Source organism: Sorangium sp. So ce834 (assembly GCF_051521425.1).
Lineage (GTDB): Bacteria > Myxococcota_A > Polyangia > Polyangiales > Polyangiaceae > Sorangium > Sorangium cellulosum_D.
The window spans coordinates 7,731,150-7,751,744 of sequence record NZ_CP150351.1; the positions used below are offsets into that span (position 1 = coordinate 7,731,150).

The window sequence follows — 20,595 nt, forward strand, 5'->3', positions numbered from 1 at the left end:
CATCATCGTCTCATCGCCCCTGCGGCACCACCTCGAGCTCCTCGGGCGCCGCGCTCCCCTCGAGCGGCAACGTCACCTCCACCCCCTCGTGGACCGGCAGGGTCGCCGCGATGGGCCACGCGCGCGGCGCCCCGCCCTCGCCCGCCGCGACCTCGCGCAGCGTGACGCCGCGCAGCGGAGCCACGCCGCCGTTGAAGAGGCACGCGCGCAGCCGGCCCTCCGCCACCGCGACCGAGCACGGAACCACGTCGGCCGTCGCACGCCGGATCCGCTCGAGCTTCTCCTCCTCCCCGGACGCGGCGGGCAGGAGCGACAGGAGCGCGTCGCGGGCGCGCGGGTCGCGGAGCCAGGCGAGCATCATCGCCGCGTGGATGCGCACCACCCGGTAGCGCGCGCGCGTCAGCTGAAAGAACGCGTCTGGCGACGCAACCCCGGTCTCGCCGTCGAGCATGCCCGTCACCCCAGGCTCGATCTTGACCTCCGTCCCGGGCGCCTCGACATGCCACTTCACCGCGCGCCCCGGCGCGAGCGCGCCCTCCCAGAACAGCCCGCGCTCGGTGATCCCGGCGCGCTCGCCGCGGCGGTTGCGCCGCGCGAACGTGAGCAGCACGCGGAAATCGCGCACGGGAGCGCCGCTGTTGTTGACGACCGCCAGCTCGAAATCGTAGCGGCCGCGCGCCGGCCGCCGCGCGTGCCCGCCCCCGTCGACGCCGGCGTCGACGGGCGCCGCGCCGGCGTCGCCCGGCGCCGACGCGGCCGCGCCCGGCTCCGCGCCGCTCTCGCCGGGCTCCGCCGCGGCCTCGTCGTCCTCCGCGCGGTCGCGCTGCAGGATCGGCGCGATCACCCCGGCGCCGTCGTCGGGCCCGGTCGAACCGAGGACGCTGAGGATGGGCACCCCCTGCTGCCAGAGCGGCGAGTCGGCGCGCTCGCAGAGGCAGTGCGGGAACGACGGCTCGGCGCGCTCCCGGGCCTCGCCCGCGAGGAGCGCGGCGGCGGCGCCGCGGGCCGCCGGCCCGACGCCGCGCGCCGCCTGCCGCTCGGCCGGCGGCAGGTCGCGGGGCGCCGCGAACCGCTGCACGAACGCCATCGTCGCCACGATGCCGACCACGGCGAGCGCCGCGGGCACGAGCACGCGCGCCCGGAGCGGGAGGGCGTCGAGCCCGTCCTCGCCGCCGCGCTCGCGCCCCGGCCGCGCGGCGAGCGGCGTCGGCCGGGGCGCGAACACGGGCGGCGCCGGCGCGCTGGGGGTCGAGGCCGCGAGCCGCTCCGACGCGAAGCCCATGCGGCGCGACAGCTCCTCCACGAGCGCGTCGCGCAGGCGGTCCGAGGGCGGACCCCCCCAGGTCGCGAGCCGCGCGGCGAAGCGCAGCGCGAGCCACGTCGCGAGCGCGACGAGGAGCGCGAGCGACGCGGTGCCGAGCGGGCCGCTCGCGAGGTAGTCGGGCGACAGGGCGGCCGCGAGCACGCCGAGGGGCGCCGGCGCGACCCAGCTCGCGACGCGGGCGTGGACGCGCGCGCGGTAGGCGCTCTCCATGGCCTCCATCGCCGTCGGCGAGATCACGCCGGGCACGCCGGGGAGATCGCCCTCGAAGCGCGCGAGGACGAAGCAGTTGTGCGGCGAGCACGCGGACGGATCGAGCGCCACGCAGAGCGCCTTGCCGCGCCGGAACAGGCCGCGGATCGCGATGTAAGGGACCCCGAAGCGGACCGGCGCCGCCACGGCGCCCAGGGCGAACCCCTCGGTGTAGCCGGCGACGCGGACCAGCTCGACCTCGAGCTCCGCCTCGGCGCAGGTGAAGCGCACGGCGCCGACGGCGTTGGCGCCTCCCTCGGCGATCGCCAGGGCAGCGACGGAGAACGCGCGAGCCAAGGTGGCCGCACCCTAACCGCGCGGGCCCGAGCGCTGCAACGAGAAACCCGGCCCGCCGGTGCCACGGACGCCGCGGGAGACCGTTGATCGGGCCGCGCCGGGTGCGTAAGACGTGGCGCCATGAAGCCTTTCCAAATCGTCCTCGCCCTCTCCTGCGCTGTCCTCCTCGGCCCGGTCGCGGGTTGCGAGGACAAGGTCCCCGAGCCGGAGCTGCCCCCGGGCAGCGCCGTGCCGAAGGTGCAGCCCGCCGTACCGGAGCCGGCCGACCTCATCAAGGAAGACATCGTCGTGGGCACCGGCCAGGAGGCGAAGGACGGCGACAGGGTCCGCGTCCACTACACGGGGCGCCTGCTGAAGACCAACGCCGAGTTCGACTCGTCCGTCGGCCGGGAGCCGTTCGAGTTCACGATCGGCAACACCGAGGTCATCAAGGGCTGGGACCTGGGCGTGGTCGGGATGAAGGTGGGCGGCAAGCGCAAGCTCACGATCCCCTCGCGCCTCGCTTACGGCGAGTCGGGCAGCCCGCCGAAGATCCCGGGCAAGTCGACGCTCGTCTTCGACATCGAGCTGCTCGGCGTCGGCGACGCCGCCAACGACGCGGCCGCCCCCGCGGACGACAAGGCCGCAAAGACGAAGGCCGCCGCCGACAAGGCGGCCAAGCCGGCGGCCGACAAGGCGGCCAAGCCGGACGCGGCCAAGAGCGACAAGCCCGCCGCCGCGCCAGCCGAGAAGACCGAGGCGAAGTGAGCCGCGGTCGCCGCGCGACGTGAGCGGCGGGCGCCTGGCTCAGATGACGCGCGCGAGGGCCTTGAGAAAGATCTCGTAGACCTCGAGCGGGTACTCGCCCATGTGGAAGATCCTGAACAGCTGGTTCGAGAGCTTCCCCTGGGCCGCGTAGATCTCGAACACGTGGCCGTCGACCGGCTCGCTGGCGAGCCGGCCCGCCATTTCATCGTACGTCCTCCGCGCCGGCAGGTGCAGCGCCGTCCCGATCGACTGGAGCGGCATGTTCTCCCAGCGCGCGATCTTCAGCCCGAGCCGCTCGTAGCCCGGCCGCAAAATCGCGCAGCGCGCCTGGTAGACGGCGTGCCGCCCGGCGACGCCGCCGGTAGCGGCGAGGTGATCGAGCGCCGCGATCACCTGGCACAGGCTCATCGGATCGATCGTGTACGGGTGCGCGCCGCCCTGCTGGGCGCGCCAGGTCTTGTGGAGCTCCAGGCTCGGGACGCGCGCGGGGATCCGCTCCATCTCGGCGAGCAGGTCCTTGCGGACCAGCGCCATGGTCAGGTTCGGGTGGCTGTGGAGGCCCTTGTTGCAGGAGCCCATCACCGCGGCGATGCCCGAGCCCTCGAGGACCAAGGGCTCGACGAAGAGCGCGCTGATGCCGTCGATGAGCAGCTTCTTGCCGTATTTCCGGGCGAGCTCACCGACCTCGGGCACGGGGTTCAGCGTGCACGTCGACGTGCCGCCGTAGACCATGGCCACCGCGTCGACCTCGTCCGCCGCGAGGATGGCCTCGATCTTCGCCAGATCCGGGCGCTCGCCGTAGGGCAGGCACATGTCCAGGACCGGCTGGCCGAGCGCCCCAGCGAACTCGAAGATCCTGTCGCCGTAGGCGCCGTTCCGGACGACGAGGAGCCGCTCGTCGCGCCGCAGGCAGGAGCCGAGCACGGCGGCCATCGCCGTCGAGCCCGAGCCCGTGAGGAGGATCGCCTCGTAGCCGGGCGCGCCGAGGGCCTCGACGATGCCGCGCCGGGCGCGGTCGAGCAGCGGCCGGAGCCGGGGTCCGCGCGGGACGATCGGGCTCTCCCCGTAGGTGCGCGAGACCTGGTTCACCGCGTCCGGCAGGTGGAACACCGCGGGCGTGAGCGAGACGACGCGTGGCGTGGCGGCGGCGACCATGCGGCGAGGTGTAGCCCGGAACGCGCGACGGGCGCAGCGGAGATTGCGCTACGCCCAGCGGAGCTGCCGCAGGTCGTCCCAGACGTCGCGCGCGGAGTAGTAGCGGTAAGCGTCGCGGCGGCGCAGCAGCTTGGCGATCACCTGGCTCAGCGGCGTGCCGAGCGCCTCGGCCTTCTGCCGCGGGGCGCCCTCGGCGATCTGCCGCGTGATCTCCTCGTAGGGGGCGTTCACGTCGATGGCCGGCTGGCCGGTGTGCATCTGGTACATGAGCAGCCCGAGCTGGTAGAGGTCGCTCTGCGTCGTCGTGTAGCCCGCCGTCACGAGCTCGGGCACGAGGATCTTCGGGTTCGCGACCTGCGGGCGGAACCAGCGGGTGACGCCGTCGAGCTGGTGGGCCACGCCGAAGTCGGTGAGCTTGACGAGCGGCTTGTGGTCGAGCTGGGAGATGAGCACGTTGCCCGCGTGCAGGTCGGCGTGCACGACGCCGTTGTCGTGCAGGTACTGCAGCGTCATGAGGAGCTGACGCGCGAGCTCCAGGAGCAGCGGCGGCTGGAACGGGGTGCCGAGCAGCGCCCGGAGGCTCGTGTCGCACCGCTCGAGCGCCAGGTAAAAGAGGTAGTTCACCTCGAACGCATCGTGGATGTAGACGATGTTCGGGTGGCGGAAGCTCTCCAGGCGGAGCATCTCGCGCGACCACTCCTCCTTGACGACCTGGTAGGGCTTGTTCGCCGGCCGCAGCATCTTCAGGGCGTACACCTGGTCGAACGGCCCGCTGCACTCGTAGACCGAGCCATACTGACCGTCGCCGATGAGCGCTCCGATCACGTAGGTGCCCCGGGTGGAGGTCAGCGCTGAGCCCGGCACGGGAAACGGGAGCAGGAAACTGCCAGTGGAGGACCAGGTCACGGCGGACGCCATCGTAACCGAAAACGGCGGTGCCCGTTCACCCCGCGGCGCTCGCCTCGCCCTGTAGCGGCCCCCGCGGCAGGGCCGACCCCAGGGCGCCCCGGGCGCAGCGCGCCGCGGGCGGCCGGGCGCTCAGGAGGCGGCGAGCCTCCGCACGACGTCCGCCGCCTCGGTCTGATCGAGCTCGAGCGCCGCGGCGACGTCGAGGAGGAGCTCGCGCTCGCTGTTCCTGACGATCCCGTCGGCGACCACGACCTGGGCGGCCAGGGAGAAGGCGACCTTCCGCGCCTGCGGGGTGGCGAGCCGCTCCTTGAGCGACGCGAGCCGTGCGGCCCGCCCCTCCTTCTGGAGCTGCTCCACCACGGTGCGGATGAGCTCATCCATCGTGCTCTGGGGGATGCGGCGGTCCGTGAGCGACTCGACGCTCCGGGAGAAATGCACCTTCTCCTCCTGGCTGAACTCGCCGTCGGCGAAGGCCGCGAGGAACATCAGCTCCACGAGCGCCTCGAGGTTGGGCTCGTCGAGCGTTTGCAGCGGAGGAGGGCTCATGAGCGGCATCGGCTCCGTCTACACCGAGGCCCGGCCGGGGACCAGCCCGGAGCGTCCGCTCCCGTCAGCGCGTCCAGGACGAACGCAGCGGCGGGCAGCGTTGGGGGAGGTCGAGCGGTGTGTCATGAGTTCGAGCATGCACGTGCGCGAACTCGCCCAGATGCTCGTCGGCGCGCTCCTCCTCTGCGGCTGCGGCGGCGCGGCCGCGACCACGCCGCGCCACGCCGCGGGGCCCACCCGGCCTGCCCCCGCGGCGGCGCCGCCCGCCGCGGCGCCGGCCGAACCCCCCCCACCGCCGCTCCGGCTGCCCTGCGAGCGGGACGATCTCATCGGCTGCACGAACGGCTGCGCCGACCACCAGATCGAGGACTGCGTGACGCTCGGGTCGATGTACCTGGGCGGAGAGATCGTCTCGATCGACGTGGAGCGGGCCGTGGGGCTGTTCCACGAGGCGTGCACGGAGGGGAGCGCGCGCGGCTGCCTGCGGCTCGGCGACGCGTACCACGACCGGCTCGCGCGCGCGGACGGCGGCGATGGGGCGAGCGATGCGGACGAGGCGGCGCTCTACTGGCACGCGCGCGCGTGCCACGCGGGCGCGAACCTCGGGTGCCTCGCGGCCGGCAGGGCCTACCTCCGCGGCCAGGGCGCCAGCGCCGATCCCGGGCGCGCGGCCGCGCTGTTCCAGCGCGTCTGCGAGCGCGGCAACGCCCTCGCCTGCGTCGAGCTCGGGCACCTCCACGCGCAGGGCGAGGGCGTGGAGCGCGACTCCCAGAAGGCGGTCGAGCTGTTCACGAAGGCGTGCAAGCTCGGCCTCGACGAGGGGTGCTTGCTGGCGAGCAAGTCCGGCGACGTCCTCCCGCCGCGCGAGTGACGCGCCCGCCGGCCGTCCGTCGGTCCGGCGGCCTCGCCTGGCGTCAGTCCGTCCGGCGCCGCTGAGCGATGTCCAGCGCCGCGGTGATCATCGCGGTGAGCTGCGTATCCGAGACGGTCTCGGAGGGGAGCACCACAAGCTCGGCGCCGATGCGCCGCGACAGCTCCATGAACCCCTCGGGATCGAACGCCCGCACGTCCTGGGTCATCACGATGGCCAGCGGGTGCAGCCACGCCGCGCTCCCGCGCAGCGACACGAGATCGCACGCGAGCAGGTCGGCGCCCTCGACGAAGACCAGCCGGCGGCAGCGCTCCGCGAGCTGCTCGCTCGCGCTCACGATCAGCACGACCGAGGCCGATGTCGTCCGCTTGCTGCGCCCCGCCGGGCGCGTGGGTAACTCTCGAGCGCTCATCAGCAGCCCAGGTCAACGAGCCAGGAGCGGGCGCCGGTAGGGGATGGGCCCGTCCCCCTGAGCCCGAGCCCGCGCCCGCTCCTCGTCGGCGACGGCGAGATCCATGACGAAGGAGCCGAACGACAGCCGGAAATCCCGGTCGTTCGGCTTTGTCGCGTAGAAGGCGAGCAGCGAGAGCACGCTCCCGATCTGCGCCGCGGCCGGGTCGTCCTCGCACGCGGAGAAGCGATCGGCGAGCGTGCAGAGCTGCCGGAACAGCGGGCCGCCCGGGTGCGGGCCGGCGCTGCACATGGCGAAGGTGCCGCTGCCGCGATATCCGAGCTTCCGGCGCTTCCTTCCGGGGGTACGGGACGGGGGTACCATCGTCATGATTGCTGCCCAAGCCGCCTGTGAAGGTTGAACCGCGCCGCGCAGGGGCTGACCTGCCGCGGGACGCTCTCCATCACTAAAGAGCAGCTGGAAGAGAGTCAATCGGAGAGGGAGCGGCGGGCCGGACGAGCGCGAAATTCTGCGGAATGGTCCCCCGTCCGAGCAGCGCGTGGGTATACGTCACCGCATGAAGGCAGTCGTGCTCGCCGGCGGCAAAGGCTCCCGGCTCCGCCCCTACACCGCCCTGATCCCGAAGCCGCTGATGCCGATCGGCGATCACACCATCGTCGAGATCCTCCTCCGGCAGCTCACGCGCGCCGGGGTGACCGACGTGGTGATGTGCGTCGGCCACCAGGCCGCCCTCATCGAGGCGGTCGTCGGCGAGGGGAGCCGGTACGGGCTGCGCATCTCCTACCAGCGCGAGGAGGCGCCGCTCGGGACCGTGGGCCCGCTCCGGGTCATCGAGCGGGACCTGCCGGAGCGCTTCCTCGTGATGAACGGCGACATCCTCTGCGATCTCGACTTCGCGGCGCTCCACCGCACGGGCGAGTCGGCCGGATCGCCGCTCACCGTCGCGGTCTGCGAGCGCGCCTCGAAGATCGACCTGGGCGTGCTCGACCTCGGCCCGGAGGGGCGCGTCGTCGGCTTCCGCGAGAAGCCCACGTACACGTTCTGGGTCAGCATGGGTATCTACGCGATGAGCCGCGCCGTGCTCCGCTTCATCCCGGAGGGCCGGCCGTTCGGGTTCGACAACCTCATGCACGCGCTGCTCGACGCCGGCGAGCAGGTGGCCACCTTCCCCTTCCGGGGCCACTGGCTCGACATCGGCAGGAGCGACGACTTCGCCGAGGCGCAGGAGGAGTTCGAGGAGCACCGGCAGCGGTACCTACCGGAGTGACGCGGCGAGCGCCTCGCACACGGCGTCGACGTCGGCGTCCGGCATGCGCGGGTGCAGCGGGAGCGTGAGCTCGCGGCCGGCGATCGCGTCCGTGCGCGCGAGCCCCTCCTTGCGCACCCGGTCCGAGGCGCCGTGGTGCGAGAAGCGGTGGATCGGCGTGTAGTGCACGCTCGTCTGGACGCCGCGCGCCTTCATGGCCTCCATCACGGCCTCGCGCGAGGCGCCCTCGGGCAGGAGCACCGGCATGAGGTGGTGCGCGCTCTCCCCGACCCCGCGGGCGTAGAAGTCGCGGTACGGGAGCCCGACGCCCGGCACGCCGGCGAGGCGCTCGTGGTAGCGCGCCGCGAGCGCCCGCCGCCGCGCGTTGCCCGCCGCGAGCCGGCCGAGCTGCACGACGCCGATGGCGCTGCGGATCTCGTCGATGCGGTAGTTCATGCCCGCGGCCATCACGTCGTACGTGAAGGCGTGCCCCTTGTGCCGGTCGAGGGTCAGCGTCGTCATCCCGTGCGCGCGGAGGAGCCGCATGCGCGCGAGGAGCGCGTCGTCCTTCGCGATCACGGCGCCCCCCTCGCCGACCGCGAGGTTCTTGTTCGAGAAGAAGCTCAGGCAGCCGACGTCGCCCAGCGTCCCGAGCGCCCTGCCGCGGTAGCTCGCCAGCGGCGCGTGCGCCGCGTCCTCGACCACGGCGATCCCCCGCTCGGCCGCGATCGCGGAGATCGCGTCCATGTCGCAGGGGTAGCCGGCGTAGTGGACGACCGCGATCGCCCGCGTCCTCGGGGTGATCTTGCGGGCGATGTCGGCGGGGTCGACCCCGAGGTCGCCGTCGCCGACGATGTCGGCGAGCACGACGTTCGCGCCGCACAGGAGCGCGGCGTTGGCGGTCGCCACGAACGTGAGGCTCGGGCAGATCACCTCGTCGCCGGGGCCCACGGAGAGCGCCGTGTACGCGAGGTGCAGCGCGGCGGTGCAGTTCGTCACGGCGAGCACCCGCGGGGAGCCGAGCGCCTCGCCGAGCTTCTGCTCGAACTGCGCCGTCCGCTCCCCCATCGTCAGCCAGCCCGACGCGACGACCTCGCGCGCGGCCTCCGCTTCTTCAGGCCCGAACGAGAGATCGCTGAGAGGTATCTTCCACATGGCGTTCCATCCATCCCGCCGGCGGCGCGCGGCCGGCGCGCGGGGCGCCCGCCCTGCCGGCGCGGCGTCGTGCGTCAGATCGCGTACTCGCGGGGCCGGTAATCGGCGAGGTGGCGCTCGATATACGCGTACGTGCGCGCGAGCCCCTCCTCGAGCGGCACGCGGGGCGCGTAGCCGACGAGCTCCGCGGCGCGGCGGAAGTCGGCGAGCAGCACCATGACCTCGCTCGCGTCGGGGCGAACCCGAGCCCCGTCCGTCACGAGCTCCGCGCGCTTGCCGGTCACCTCGAAGATGAGCCGGACGAGATCGCCGATGGAGATGGCGCGCCCGCTCCCCACGTTGAGCGTCTGCCCCACGGCCCGCGCGCTCGAGCCGACGAGGAGGAAGCCGGCCACGGTGTCGGTCACGAAGTTGAGGTCCCGCACGGGCGCGGTGCTCCCGATGCGGATCGCGGCGCTCCCGGCGGCGAGCTGCTGCATCACGCTCGGGATGATCGCGCGCGACGACTGCCGCGGGCCGTAGGTGTTGAACGGCCGGATGGTCGCGACCTCGAGGCCGAAGGAGAGGTGGTAGCTCTCGGCGAGCTTGTCGGCGCCGATCTTGGTGGCCGAGTACGGGGACTGGCCGGTCAGGGGGTGGGCCTCGTCGATGGGCGTGTAGCGCGCGGTGCCGTAGGTCTCGCTCGTCGAGGTGTGGACCACGCGCGCGCCGTGCTCGCGCGCCGCCTCGAGGACGTTCAGCGTGCCCTGCACGTTCGTCGCCACGTATTGCTGCGGGGCCACGTACGAGTACGGGATCCCGATCAGGGCCGCGAGGTGGAACACGACGTCGGCACCGCGCACGAGCGACCGGACCGCGCCCGCGTCCTCGACGTTGCCGGGGACGACCTCCACCTGCGCGAGGGCGTCCTCGGGGAGCCGGTCGAGGTGCCCGCGCCGCGAGCCCGACGCGTACCGGACGAGCGCCCGCACGCGCGCGCCCTCCCGGACCAGCGCCTCGACGAGGTGGCTGCCGATGAACCCGCCGGCGCCGGTCACGACGACGCGCTTGCCGCGATAGAAGCCTTCGCTCACGGCGCGTCCGTGGCCCCTGCGGGTGCGCGCGTCAAGCGCGTACCGAGGCGGCGCGCCGGTTCGCGCCCGGCGGCGCGGCACGGCGGCCTGCGCGGCGCCGCCGGGCAGCGCCGCCGGGGCGCTCGCGGCCCGGCGGTGCGGCCGCGATCACTGGATCTGGATCTGGTCGGTGGGCGTGTTGCCCGCCCCCTCGGTCGTGCCGAGCTCGCGGTGCACGCAGAGCCCCTGCTTGCAGTAGGACTCCGGCGGGCTCTTGCAGTCGACCTTGGGCTCCTCGCACTTGCCCGTCTTGTAGCTCTCCGCGAGGGGCTTGATCTTGTCGAAGGTCGCATTGCTGATGGGCTTCGCGCAGCCCGGCCACTCGCTCTGGCGGCAGTCGGCGTCCGTGTTGCAGTGCTGCGCCTTGTTCACCATCTCGAAGGCGTCGCCGCGGAGCTTGTCGCACTCCTTCGGGTCCATCTTGCTCTCGCAGCCGGCGAGCAGCGCGAACAGGAGCAGGCCCCCGGCCAGGCGGAGCGGGGTTCGAGATCGGGAGGAGGCCGTTCCAGGCCGCCCCCTTCGAGGAGCACACGCGATCATTCAGGGTTCTCCCGGTCAAGATCGCCCTTCCGCGCCGGAAGGGGAGCGGCTTGCGCCGGGCCCCTTCGTATCACGGCTGGATTCGGACGCGCAGCTGGCGTAGCCCGTCGGTATGGATCGTCCTCTAGAAGTCTCCGGGGCCGGCGGCGCCGCGCACGACGGCTCCGGCGCGGCTGCCCGGAGCTCCCTGCGGGTGCTCACCCTGAACATCTGGAACCGCCACGACCCGTGGGAGGCGCGCCTCGCCCTCATCCGGAAGGGGCTTCGCGAGCTCGATCCCGACGTGGTCGGGCTCCAGGAGGTGATGTCGTACGAGGGCCGGTCGCTGGCCGACGACATCGCCGAGGGGCTCGGCTACGAGATCGCGTTCGGCGCGGCGCACGACCTCGGCGGCGGCGTGCTCTTCGGCAACGCGGTGCTGTCGCGCTGGCCGATCGGGCGGAGCCAGGCGTTCCCCTTGCCCACGGGCGAGACCGACCAGAAGCGCTCGATCCTGCTCGCCGAGCTCGCGTCGCCGCGCGGCGTGATCCCGTTCTTCGTCACCCACCTGGACTGGCAGTTCGACCACGGCGTCGTGCGCGAGGCGCAGGTCGCGGCCGTGGCCGAGATCGTCATGCGCGAGGCGCCCATGGCGGGCCTGCCGCCCATCGTGGTCGGCGACTTCAACGCGCAGCCCGAGGCCGCGGAGATCCGGTTCATGAAGGGGCTGCAGAGCCTGAACCAGAAGAGCGTGTACTTCGCCGACACCTTCGAACAGGCGGGCAACGGGCCCGGGTTCACCTTCGATCCCGTGCGGAACCCGTTCGCGGCCATCACGAAGGAGTACCCGCGCCGCATCGACTACATCTTCGTCCGGGGCGCGGACGAGCAAGGCCGCGGCAAGCCGCTCTCGTCGCGGGTCGTCTTCGAGGAGATCGAGGACGGCGTCGCCGCCTCGGATCACTACGGGGTGCTGTCGGAGATCTCGTTCTAGCGCCGCGCGCCAGCGATCCCTGGCGGGATTTCTGGGGCACGGAACCCGTCAGGGCCCGGGCCTCCTCGAGGATGCCCTGTTCACGTGTACACTGGCGTCATGTCGTCCCCTCGAGCCCCGGGCGGCGGCCCGCCGAGCCCGCCCGACGCTCCCGGCGAGCGCTCGGCTCCCTCGCCCGCTGCCCCCGTGCGCGTCGGTCCGGTCGTGCCGGACGCGCTGTCGCTCATCGGCGGCACGCCGCTCGTCCGCCTCGCCCGGATCTCGCCCGAGGGGGGCGGCGTCATCTACGGCAAGCTCGAGTCGATGAACCCGGGCGGCAGCGTCAAGGACAGGGCCGCGCTCGGCATGGTGCTCTGCGCCGAGCGCGAAGGGGCCCTCGGGAAAGGGTCGACCATCGTCGAGGCGACGAGCGGCAACACCGGGATCAGCCTCGCGATGATCGCCGCCGTGCGCGGCTACCGCTGCGTGGTGGTCATGCCCGAGGACATGAGCGTGGAGCGCCGGCACATCCTCCGCGCCTACGGCGCCGAGATCGTCCTCACGCCCGAGGGCCAGGGCATGGCCGGCGCGGTCGCCCGCGCGATCGAGATCTGCCAGGCGACCCCCGGCGCCTGGATGAGCCAGCAGTTCCAGAACCCGGCGAACCCCGGCGCGCACGCGCGCGCCACGGGCCTCGAGATCCTCGAGCAGACCGGCGGCGACATCGCGGCGTTCGTCGCCGGCGTGGGCACCGGCGGCACCCTGACCGGCTGCGGGCGCGTGCTCCGGGATCGGCTCGGCGCCGCGGTCCGCATCTGCGCCGTCGAGCCGGCGAAGAGCGCCGTGCTCTCGGGCCGAGGCCCCGGCGCCCACGGCATCCAGGGCCTCGGCCCCGGCTTCGTGCCGGCGATCCTCGAGCGCTCGCTGATCGACGAGATCCTCACCGTGACCGAGGCGGGCGCGTCCCGCATGGTGCGGCGGCTCGCCCGCGAGGAGGGCCTCCTCGTCGGGCCGAGCTCGGGCGCCAACGTCCACGCCGCCGTGGAGATCGCGCGCAAGGTGCACGGCACGATCGTGACCGTCCTGCCCGACTCGGGGGAGCGCTACCTGCTCTGAGCCGCGCCCGGCCCCGGCGCGCGCTGCGCGCCCGCGAGGCCCGCCGTGACGCCCGCCCTCGCGGACGAGGAGCCCTGGCCAGCATCGGCGACGGCGCGGCGGCTCGCCGCCGCCGAGGCGCGCGCCGCCGCGGCGCGGGCGACGCCGTGGAGGACCTGGTCGACCATCGGCTCGTGCAGCGCGAGCAGCCGCCCCGGCGCGACGCCGAGCACCACGGTGAGCGCCACCGTCGCCAGCAGGAACGCCCGCTCGCGGAACAGGAGCGCCTCCAGCGAGGCGCCCTGCAGGTCGCGCCGCAGCGGGCCCAGGAAAACGCGCTGGAACGCGCGGAACAGCGTGATCCCGTTGAGCGCCGCCGCCGTCAGCGCCAGCACCGAGAGCACGGGATGGATGTGCAAAATTCCGTGCAGGAGCAGGTCCTCGCTCACGAACGAGAGCGCCCCCGGCATCCCGATCGCCGCGCACGCGAGCAGGAAGAAGAAGGCGGCCATGCGCGGCGTCCGGGCCACGAGGCCGCCGAGCGCCCGCGTATCGGCCGTGCCAGCGCGCGCCTCCAGCGCTCCGACGACCATCGCGAGCCCGGTGAGCGCGATCGACGAGGCGACGCTCTGGAGGAGCGCGCCGCTCACGCTCTCCCGGCTCAGCGAGGCGAGCCCGAGGAGCACGAGCCCCTTCTGGCTCGCCACGAGGTAGCCGAGCATCCGGCGCAGATCGGTCTGGACGAGCGCGAGCACGGCGCCGTGCAGGGCGCTGACCAGGCCGAGGACGGCGAGGATGGGCATGCCCTCGGCGCAGCCCGCGGGCAGGAGCGCCGCGCCGACGCGCAGGAGCACGCAGACGCCGACCTGCATCTCGGCGAGCAGGACGGTGACGCCGAGCGGCCCGCGCTCGAGCAGCACGGGCAGCCAGCCGTGGAACGGCACCGCGGCCATGCGCATCAGCACGGCGATCCCGACGAGCGCGAAGAGCGGCGACTGCCACGCCTCGGGGACACCGGCGCGGGAGATCTCGTCGATGTCGAACGGCAGGGCCGCCCCGCGGCGCGCGGCGAGCACCGCCATGGCGCCGATCGCGAGGGCGAGCGGCGCCGTGCCGCCCAGCAGGAAGATGCGGCAGGTGCGCCGGAGGAGCGGGTCCGGGGCGCCGCCCTTCCTGGCGATCAGGCGCTCGATCGGCACGAGCGCGGCGATCCACGCCGCCGCGAGCACCGCGAGATCGAGCGCGCAGAAGACGCCGAGGATGGCGCTCCCGGTGGCGAGCAGCGCCGTGGCGGCCGGCCGGTCGACCGCGGCGCGCGGGCCCGCGGCGACCAGGGCGAGCAGGACGAAGCCGAGCAGCGGGAGCAGGGCGATGGTGTAGCCGTCGACGCCGAGCCGGAGGCGCGCGCCGAGGAGCGGCAGGGCGGGCCCCCCGGCGGCGAGCGCGACGCCGGCGCGCGAGAGCGCGAGCGGCGCGAGCGAGAGGAGCAGGGTGAGCGCCGCGCCGACGACGGCCGCGCGGCGCGCGCCCTCGTCGCTGCGCGACCGAGAGGCGAAGAGCGCCGCGACCGCCGGCGTGAGGACGAGCGCCCCGAGGAGCGGAAAGGCGCTCATGTCCGCGCCCCCTTCCGGTCGCTCGCGGCGGGCTCGAAGGCCATCGCGCGCTCGGGCGCGCCGGGCGCGTGCGCGTCCGGCTCCCCCGGCTCGGCGGCGGCGCGCTCAGGCCAGCCGCTCAGCGCCGCCACCCACCGGCGCTCGAGCCGGTCGAGCACGCGCCCGACGCGCATCAGCGGCGCGGCGACGAGCCGCTCCTGCAGCGCCTCGAGGTGGAAGCGATCGAGGGAGAGCCAGTACGCGCGCCGCACGAGCGCCGCCGGCAGCACGCGGGCGGCGAGCCCGAGGGGCGGCAGCGGCTCACCGGCGTGCGCGGCCCGGATCTCCTGCGCGTCGCGGAGCGCCGACGGGGCGCGCAGCATCTGGAGGCAGCGCAGGCACGCGTGCGCGAACAGGTGGACGAGCGCGAGCCAGTAGAGCCCGAGCCCGATCTCCACGAACATGAGCCCCACCTGCGTCATCGTCGCGTGCGCCAGGGCGCTCTTCACGTCCGCCTGCACGCGTCCCACCATCGTGCCGTAGACGGCCGTCGCCGCCCCGACGCAGGCGATGACCGCGCTCGCGGCCAGCGAGCGCTGGAGCAGCGGGGCCACGCGCAGCATGAGGTACACCCCCGCGTGCACCGAGATCGCGCCGTAGAAGAGCGCGCTCGACGGCGTCGGCCCCTCCATGGCCCGCGGCAGCCAGCTCCCCAGCGGGAACTGCGCGCTCTTGCCCATGGCGGCGAGGAACAGGCAAAGCGCGAGCGCCGTGGCCGCGCCGGGGCCGAGCGACGCCGCGGCCCCGGGCCAGGGGGCGCCGCCGAACACCTCGCCCCACTGCGAGGAGTGGGCGAGATCGTGCATGAGCACCGCGCCCCCGAGCAGCCCGACGTCGCAGAGCCGGTAGGTGATGAAGACGCGCACCGCGGCCCGCGGCGGCGCCTCGCGCTCGTGGAAGAAGGCCACGAGCAGCACGCTCGTCACGCCGACGAGCTCCCAGCCGGCGAAGAGCAGGTCGACGGTGCCCGCCGACACGAGCGCCAGCATGCCCGTCGAGAACAGCGCGAGGAGCAGGAAGAACCGCGCGAACCCCGGCTCGCGGTGCAGGTACGCCACCGAGAACCGGCCGACCGTGAGCGCGATCAGCGAGACGAGCACCATCATCGTCGCCGACAGCCGATCGACGAGCAGGACGAGCTCGAACGCGTAGCTCCGGGTCTCGAACCAGTGGCCGAGCTTCACCGGGAGGAACGCGTAGGGCGCCGCGACGGCCGAGCCCCAGATCGCCAGCGACGCCGCGAGCGAGACCGAGAGCGCGGACAGCACGGCGCGCGACACGACGCGCTCGCTCGGCGTGCGGAGGAGCAGCAGGTAGGCCCCGAGCGCGGCGAAGGCCGCCGCCGGGGAGAGCACAGCCAGCGCGGCGAGCTCGCCGAGCAGCACGTCAGACAGCATGGTGGGCGACCTCGCGTGGCCGCGCGGACGCGGCGCGGATGAGCGCAGGCGGGACGAAGCCGGACCGCCCGGCGTACCAGTCGGCGGAGCGCTGGACCTCGGGCAGAAGGTCGTCCGGGGGCGAGAACGGCGCGAAGCCGTCCCCCGTGAAATGCGCGATCCGGCGCGTGTCCGGATCGACGCAGGCGAGCTGGATCCAGCCGTTGCAGATGAGCTCGCGCAGGGCCGGCTGCCGCGCGCAGAGCGCGGCGGCCGTCTCCGTGCTCGCCTCCACGACGACGAGCAGGCGCACCGGCTCGTGGATCTCGATCATCTGCTTCGGCAGCCCGGTGCGCAGGTCGCTCAGCGATCCCTCCATGACCCCGAGCAGCGAGACCAGGTTGTGCGGCAGCTTGGTGCCGGCGCCGTAACGGCGGTTGTCGACGCAGGAGAAGTAGTACTCGAGGTTGATCCCCGCCCCGACCGGGCCGACCGCGAGCAGGACGCGCTCGAGGATCGCGCCGCTCGGGTCCTGGGTCGGGTCGTACGAGACGAGGAACGCCCTGCGGTCCAGGAACAGCCCGCGGGTGAGCGCGCGGCGGCCGACCACGCAGACGGCGTTGGTCACGTGCCCGAGCTCGGGCCGGGCCTCGCTGAGGTCGGCGGCGCGCGCCTCGACGTGCGCGAGCGCCCGCGCGGGGCCGCCCTCGGCCGGCGCCGACGCGAAGCGACGGCAGCGCTCGTGCGCGTGCAGCGCGCGCGCCGCGTCCAGGGCGCCGGAGAGCGCCGCGAGCTCGGCGCGGTGCGACGCCGGCGCGAGGTGCTGGTCGTAGAGGACGATCTCGTCCGTCGTCGTGTTGTTCATGCCGCCGACGAAGAAGCTCCCGTCCGGGATGTCGATCCCCCGGCCGCGGAGCAGGGCGCGGACCTCGGGGTCGTTCGCCATGGCCGCGAACAGCCGCGCGTTCGGGCCGCCGTGGCGGCCGCCGCAGGCGCCGCAGTCGTACGCCGACTGGTGCGGGTTGTTCACGCTGGTCGATCCGTGGCCGAGCACCGCCACGATCGGCGCGAAGCCGCGGGTGAGCCCCATGTTCTCCAGCGTGACGGCCACCCGGGCCGCCTTCTCCGCGGCGGTGAACGGCCGCCCCGCGCCGGCCGCGGCGGAGCCCTCGTCGTGCGGGCTGAGGAGCCGCGTCGGCACGGCCGGGAGCAGGCGCCGCTCGAGCGCGCGGCGCAGCCGCGCCGTCGCCCGAGGAAACAGGACGCGTCCCAGGAGCGGGATCGTGGAGAGCAGGCCCAGGGTCGGCGTGAGGAGCACGCCGCGCGCCAGCGTGCGCGAGCCGCGCCCGAGCGTGTGCAGGAGCCGCGCCCAGCGCCTGCGGCGGGCCTGCCTTCGGCGGCCCGCCTCCTCCTCGTGCGGCCGCTCGACGATCTCGTGCGCCGGCTCCACCCCGACCGGGCAGAGGCTCGCGTGGCCGGCGTCGTCGAGCCCGCGGTAGCGGATCGGCACGCCGAAGAACCCGGCCACGCCGAAGGTCTCGTGCCGCGGCGAGAGCTCCTCGAAATGCCGCCGGAGCCCCTCGCAGCGATCGTCGATGCAGAACGCGACCTGGAAGCGGGGCTCCTTCACCGCGCGCTCCTCCTCCGGGCGGCGCAGGCTCACGGCGATCCCGTGCAGCGCCTCGACCCGGTGGTGATGCTCGTAGGCCTCGTGCAGGACGCGGCGCCGCGCGATCGCGTCGAACGCCTCGAGCGCCGACAGCGCCCAGACGCGGTCCGCCACAGGCAGCGGCTCGATCTCGGCGGCCGACAGGCCGGCGAGCTGCGCGAGCTGAAACAGGCGGAACGGCCGATCGTGGTCGGGCGAGCAGGGCGGCGGCGCCGGCGGCCGCACGGCGCGCCGGGCGTGCTCGACGAGCCCGGCGAGGGGCCCCGCGTAGCCGAGCCGCCGGCGCGCGACGTCGCGCAGCGCGTACCGGGCGAGGGTCAGGCGGACGGCGAGGTACTCGACCAGCGACGCGGGCGGCGATCCCGGGGGCCGATCGCTCGGGGTGTGCTCGAGGCGGTGGATCATGCCGGCCCAGCCCGGGAGCTCGAGCAGCACGCGGGTCACGTATCCCTCCCAGCGAGCCTCGGGCACCCCGAGCTCGTCGAGGGCGCGGACCGCGATCGCGGGCGGCGGGAGCCCTGCCGCGTCGAGCTGACGGAGCTCCTCGTCGAGCCCCTGGAAGGCCGGGGCAGCGAGCCGCGCGCCCTCGAGCGCCATGTCGCGGAAGCAGCGCCACAGCCCCTGCGCTCGATCGGGCATCGCCCAGTGCGCGACGCCCTCGTCGAGGTAGGCGGCGAGGAGCCGGATCAGGAGCGGATCGACGAGCTCGGCCGGATCCTCGCCGGCCAGCGCGAGCAGCAGATCGCGGTGCGACCGGCCTTCGCCCACGCGGTCGACGAGCGGCGGCTCCGCGGGCGGGGCGGGCGGCAGCTGCACGGCGCGGCACGCGTCCCAGAGCGCGAGCGCGGCGCGCGGCTCCGGATCGAGGCCGCCCTGGTCGCGGAGGCGCGCCGCGGCCTCGGGGAGCGCCTCGAGCCAGCGCTCCGAGCTCTCCAGGATGCGCCGGCGCCGCTCGACGGGGACGTCGGCCCGGAGCCTCCGCGTCTCGCCCGCCTCGGAGATGCGCCACGCGAGGCCCGCCGCGGTCTCCGCCTCGATCGGATGGCGCAGCGCGAGCCGCTCGATCTCGTGCCGGGACAGCGGGCCTCGCCGCTCGTCCGGGAGCGCGGCGAAGCGCGCGGCGAGGGCCGCCTCGATGTCCTCGTCGCCGATCCGCCCCGAGGCGATGTGCGCGCGGTAATCCGCCTCCGAGAGGTACGGCTCGGCCTCGAAGACGGCGCTCGCCGCGGCGAGCGCGTCGTGGAACGGCAGGTGCTGGAATGCGTGCAGCGTGTTGTGGTGGACGAACACGCCGATGGGCCCCTGCGCTGGCAGGAGGTGCCCGGCGTGCTCGACCACGTCGCCGAGGCGCGCCTGTCGGGCGGCGCTCGCGCGGAGATCCTGAGAGAGCTCGCTGTCCATGGCGATCCCGGAGATTAAGGTGGTTCCCGAGGCCTCACCCGCGCGGCGCCGCCGCGGCGGTGGTGCCTCGCCTCGGCTCAGCGCTCGGCGACGGGGCTGATGATGGTCCTCTTCCTCGCCGAGAGCGGGTGGGACGACATCTGGAAGTGATCGCCGAGGCCCGCGAGGGTCAATGTCCGCCCTTCGCGCTTCATCATGCCCTCCAGCTCGTGCAGGTTGGACATGACCGTGTGATCGACGAGGCGGGCCTCCGCGAAGTTGATCTCGATGCTGGAGGCGTTCGCGTGGCTCGCGAGCCTCCGCTGGATGCTGAGATAGTTGCTGAAGACCGCGGCGTGCTTGACGCGCAGCACGACGCGCCCGCCCTCGGCGCGCTCCTCCACGTCCGGCCGGAAGAGGACGCGCAGCGGCGCGCCGTTGATCACGTGGATGAGCATCTTCACGGCGATGCCGGCCGCCACCCCGACGAGCAGATCGGAGGCGATGCAGAACGCGGCCGTGGTGCCGAAGATGATGAGCTGCTCCCTGCCGATGCGGAGCGTCCTCACGAACTCCTTGGGGGACGCGAGGCGGGTGCCCGTGAACGTGAGCATGGCGGCGAGCGCGGCGAGGGGGATCCGGTGGATCAGCCCCGGCGCGAAGGCGACGAAGAGCAGGAGGAAGGTGCCGTGGAAGAAGTTCGACAGGCGGCTCCTCGCGCCGTAGCCGATGTTCGCGGAGCTGCGGACGATCTCGGAGATCATCGGCAGCCCGCCGAGCAGGCCCGCGATGAGGTTGCCGATGCCCGTGGCGAGCAGATCCCGGTCGAGATCGGAGCGGCGCTTCGCGGGATCGAGCGAGTCGACCGCCTTCGCCGACAGCAGCGACTCGATGCTGCCCACCAGCGAGAACATCACGATGTATTTGATCGACGCGGACGTGCCGACGTGGCTGAAGTCGGGGAAGACGATCGCCTGGAGGAGGTTCCCCGGCAGGTTGACCAGGAAGCTCGGCCCGATCGCGTACGTCGCGTGGGTCGCCGTGAGCGTGTAGGTGTGCTCGTGCTCGAGATCGAAGACGTACGCGAGCGGCACGGACAGCGCCAGCACCAGCATCGGCGCAGGGATCTTCTGCAGGAAACGCGATGTCTTGGCGACCGCCGGATAGCCGAAGAGGATGATCAGCGAGAGGACGCCGATCGAGGCGATCTCGGGGTTCAGCCGAGACAGGCTGCGCGGGATCTCCAGGATCAGGTGGAGCGGCTCTTTCGCCGCGGGCGTAACGCCGAGGAGCGTGTGGATCTGTTTCGAGCAGATGATGATCCCGATGGCCGCCAGCATGCCGTGCACCACCGAGACGGGGAAGAAGTCGCCGAGCTTGCCGGCGCGCGCCAGCGCGAAGGCGATCTGTGTCAGCGCGGCGACGGCGATACACGCGAGCGCGCGGCGATATCCGACCGAGTTATCGCCGCCGCCGAGCTCCTGCACGGCGCCCAGGGCGATGACGATGAGGCCCGCCGCCGGGCCCTTGATGGTCAGCGGCGCGCTGCCGAGCCAGGTGGCGATGATCCCGCCGACGACGGCGGTGAGCACGCCGGCGATGGGCGGGAACCCGCTCGCCATGGCGATGCCGAGGCAGAGCGGCAGGGCGATCAGGAAGACGAGGAAGCCTGAGACGAGGTCGTTCTTCCACGAGGCGGACGCGGGCGCCTGCGCCGGCGCGCCTGTAGAAATTATCGGCTTGGACATGGGGTGGTCGGCCCTCGGATACGCGGGCATCCTGTGGGCCCGCTGTTCGTCGGAACACGCCCCAGGACGGGACCACTCGCCCCGAGGTTCCCGATCGGGGCGACGATTTCATGCGATGTGCAGGAACCTGCGCGGGGGTACGTTCCGTCCTAGGGGGCGT

General features: G+C 73.7%; 18 protein-coding genes. 5 read left to right on the top strand and 13 right to left on the bottom strand.

Features of this window, described 5'->3' with window-relative positions:
- Nucleotides 1-10: 10 nt before the first annotated feature.
- Complete coding sequence (locus WMF20_RS27795; RefSeq protein ID WP_437604958.1) at nucleotides 11-1,870, bottom strand: hypothetical protein; 1,860 nt, start codon at nucleotides 1,868-1,870, stop codon at nucleotides 11-13.
- Between the two features lie 120 nt (nucleotides 1,871-1,990).
- Here WMF20_RS27795 and WMF20_RS27800 point away from each other — a divergent pair, with 120 nt between their 5' ends.
- On the top strand, nucleotides 1,991-2,617 hold the full coding sequence (locus tag WMF20_RS27800; RefSeq protein ID WP_129577287.1) for an FKBP-type peptidyl-prolyl cis-trans isomerase: 627 nt from the start codon (nucleotides 1,991-1,993) through the stop codon (nucleotides 2,615-2,617).
- 39 nt (nucleotides 2,618-2,656) lie between these two features.
- Here the strand turns inward: WMF20_RS27800 and WMF20_RS27805 are convergent, their stop codons facing one another.
- The 3 genes from WMF20_RS27805 to WMF20_RS27815 all read right to left on the bottom strand — a co-directional run bounded on the left by WMF20_RS27805 (nucleotide 2,657) and on the right by WMF20_RS27815 (nucleotide 5,227).
- A complete protein-coding gene (locus WMF20_RS27805; RefSeq protein WP_437604959.1) occupies nucleotides 2,657-3,772 on the bottom strand; it encodes a pyridoxal-phosphate-dependent aminotransferase family protein in 1,116 nt (371 codons plus the stop codon).
- A 48-nt stretch (nucleotides 3,773-3,820) separates the two neighbouring features.
- On the bottom strand, nucleotides 3,821-4,678 hold the full coding sequence (locus WMF20_RS27810) for a serine/threonine protein kinase (RefSeq protein ID WP_237244168.1): 858 nt from the start codon (nucleotides 4,676-4,678) through the stop codon (nucleotides 3,821-3,823).
- Nucleotides 4,679-4,810: 132 nt separating this feature from the next.
- The gene (locus WMF20_RS27815) at nucleotides 4,811-5,227 is read right to left on the bottom strand and encodes a tellurite resistance TerB family protein (protein WP_129577289.1); all 417 of its coding nucleotides are present in this window, start codon (nucleotides 5,225-5,227) and stop codon (nucleotides 4,811-4,813) included.
- Nucleotides 5,228-5,363: 136 nt separating this feature from the next.
- Between WMF20_RS27815 and WMF20_RS27820 the strand changes: the two genes are divergently transcribed.
- Complete coding sequence (locus WMF20_RS27820; RefSeq protein ID WP_437604960.1) at nucleotides 5,364-6,098, top strand: tetratricopeptide repeat protein; 735 nt, start codon at nucleotides 5,364-5,366, stop codon at nucleotides 6,096-6,098.
- Nucleotides 6,099-6,141: 43 nt separating this feature from the next.
- Here the strand turns inward: WMF20_RS27820 and WMF20_RS27825 are convergent, their stop codons facing one another.
- Nucleotides 6,142-6,510, bottom strand: a complete 369-nt coding sequence (locus WMF20_RS27825; protein WP_237244169.1) for a hypothetical protein — start codon at nucleotides 6,508-6,510, stop codon at nucleotides 6,142-6,144.
- A 12-nt stretch (nucleotides 6,511-6,522) separates the two neighbouring features.
- Nucleotides 6,523-6,879 carry a hypothetical protein gene (locus tag WMF20_RS27830; RefSeq protein WP_437604961.1) on the bottom strand — a complete coding sequence of 119 codons (357 nt, stop codon included), beginning with the start codon at nucleotides 6,877-6,879 and terminating at the stop codon, nucleotides 6,523-6,525.
- A gap of 187 nt (nucleotides 6,880-7,066) precedes the next feature.
- Between WMF20_RS27830 and WMF20_RS27835 the strand changes: the two genes are divergently transcribed.
- On the top strand, nucleotides 7,067-7,777 hold the full coding sequence (locus WMF20_RS27835; protein WP_437604962.1) for a nucleotidyltransferase family protein: 711 nt from the start codon (nucleotides 7,067-7,069) through the stop codon (nucleotides 7,775-7,777).
- Here WMF20_RS27835 and WMF20_RS27840 read toward each other — a convergent pair.
- The 3 genes from WMF20_RS27840 to WMF20_RS27850 all read right to left on the bottom strand — a co-directional run bounded on the left by WMF20_RS27840 (nucleotide 7,766) and on the right by WMF20_RS27850 (nucleotide 10,563).
- Nucleotides 7,766-8,911 carry a DegT/DnrJ/EryC1/StrS family aminotransferase gene (locus WMF20_RS27840; RefSeq protein ID WP_437604963.1) on the bottom strand — a complete coding sequence of 382 codons (1,146 nt, stop codon included), beginning with the start codon at nucleotides 8,909-8,911 and terminating at the stop codon, nucleotides 7,766-7,768. The two genes, WMF20_RS27835 and WMF20_RS27840, sit on opposite strands and share 12 nt — an antisense overlap.
- Nucleotides 8,912-8,985: 74 nt before the next feature.
- Nucleotides 8,986-9,984 carry an SDR family NAD(P)-dependent oxidoreductase gene (locus tag WMF20_RS27845; RefSeq protein ID WP_437604964.1) on the bottom strand — a complete coding sequence of 333 codons (999 nt, stop codon included), beginning with the start codon at nucleotides 9,982-9,984 and terminating at the stop codon, nucleotides 8,986-8,988.
- Between the two features lie 147 nt (nucleotides 9,985-10,131).
- Nucleotides 10,132-10,563, bottom strand: coding sequence for a hypothetical protein (locus WMF20_RS27850; protein WP_437604965.1), 432 nt, complete (start codon nucleotides 10,561-10,563; stop codon nucleotides 10,132-10,134).
- Nucleotides 10,564-10,675: 112 nt separating this feature from the next.
- Here WMF20_RS27850 and WMF20_RS27855 point away from each other — a divergent pair, with 112 nt between their 5' ends.
- Complete coding sequence (locus WMF20_RS27855; RefSeq protein WP_437604966.1) at nucleotides 10,676-11,536, top strand: endonuclease/exonuclease/phosphatase family protein; 861 nt, start codon at nucleotides 10,676-10,678, stop codon at nucleotides 11,534-11,536.
- A gap of 204 nt (nucleotides 11,537-11,740) precedes the next feature.
- Nucleotides 11,741-12,631 (top strand): cysteine synthase A, encoded by an 891-nt coding sequence (gene cysK, locus WMF20_RS27860; protein WP_129581653.1) that lies wholly within the window; start codon nucleotides 11,741-11,743, stop codon nucleotides 12,629-12,631.
- Here the strand turns inward: cysK and WMF20_RS27865 are convergent.
- The 4 genes from WMF20_RS27865 to WMF20_RS27880 all read right to left on the bottom strand — a co-directional run bounded on the left by WMF20_RS27865 (nucleotide 12,619) and on the right by WMF20_RS27880 (nucleotide 20,435).
- Nucleotides 12,619-14,223 (bottom strand): complex I subunit 4 family protein, encoded by a 1,605-nt coding sequence (locus tag WMF20_RS27865; RefSeq protein WP_437604967.1) that lies wholly within the window; start codon nucleotides 14,221-14,223, stop codon nucleotides 12,619-12,621. The two genes, cysK and WMF20_RS27865, sit on opposite strands and share 13 nt — an antisense overlap.
- Nucleotides 14,220-15,659 (bottom strand): proton-conducting transporter transmembrane domain-containing protein, encoded by a 1,440-nt coding sequence (locus WMF20_RS27870; protein ID WP_437604968.1) that lies wholly within the window; start codon nucleotides 15,657-15,659, stop codon nucleotides 14,220-14,222. Before WMF20_RS27870 ends, WMF20_RS27865 begins: the two co-directional genes overlap by 4 nt.
- A complete protein-coding gene (locus WMF20_RS27875; protein ID WP_437604969.1) occupies nucleotides 15,649-18,708 on the bottom strand; it encodes a YbcC family protein in 3,060 nt (1,019 codons plus the stop codon). The genes WMF20_RS27870 and WMF20_RS27875 overlap by 11 nt, the downstream gene beginning before the upstream one ends.
- Before the next feature lie 77 nt (nucleotides 18,709-18,785).
- Nucleotides 18,786-20,435: a SulP family inorganic anion transporter gene (locus WMF20_RS27880; RefSeq protein WP_437604971.1), complete on the bottom strand. Its 1,650-nt coding sequence runs from the start codon at nucleotides 20,433-20,435 to the stop codon at nucleotides 18,786-18,788.
- Nucleotides 20,436-20,595: the final 160 nt, after the last annotated feature.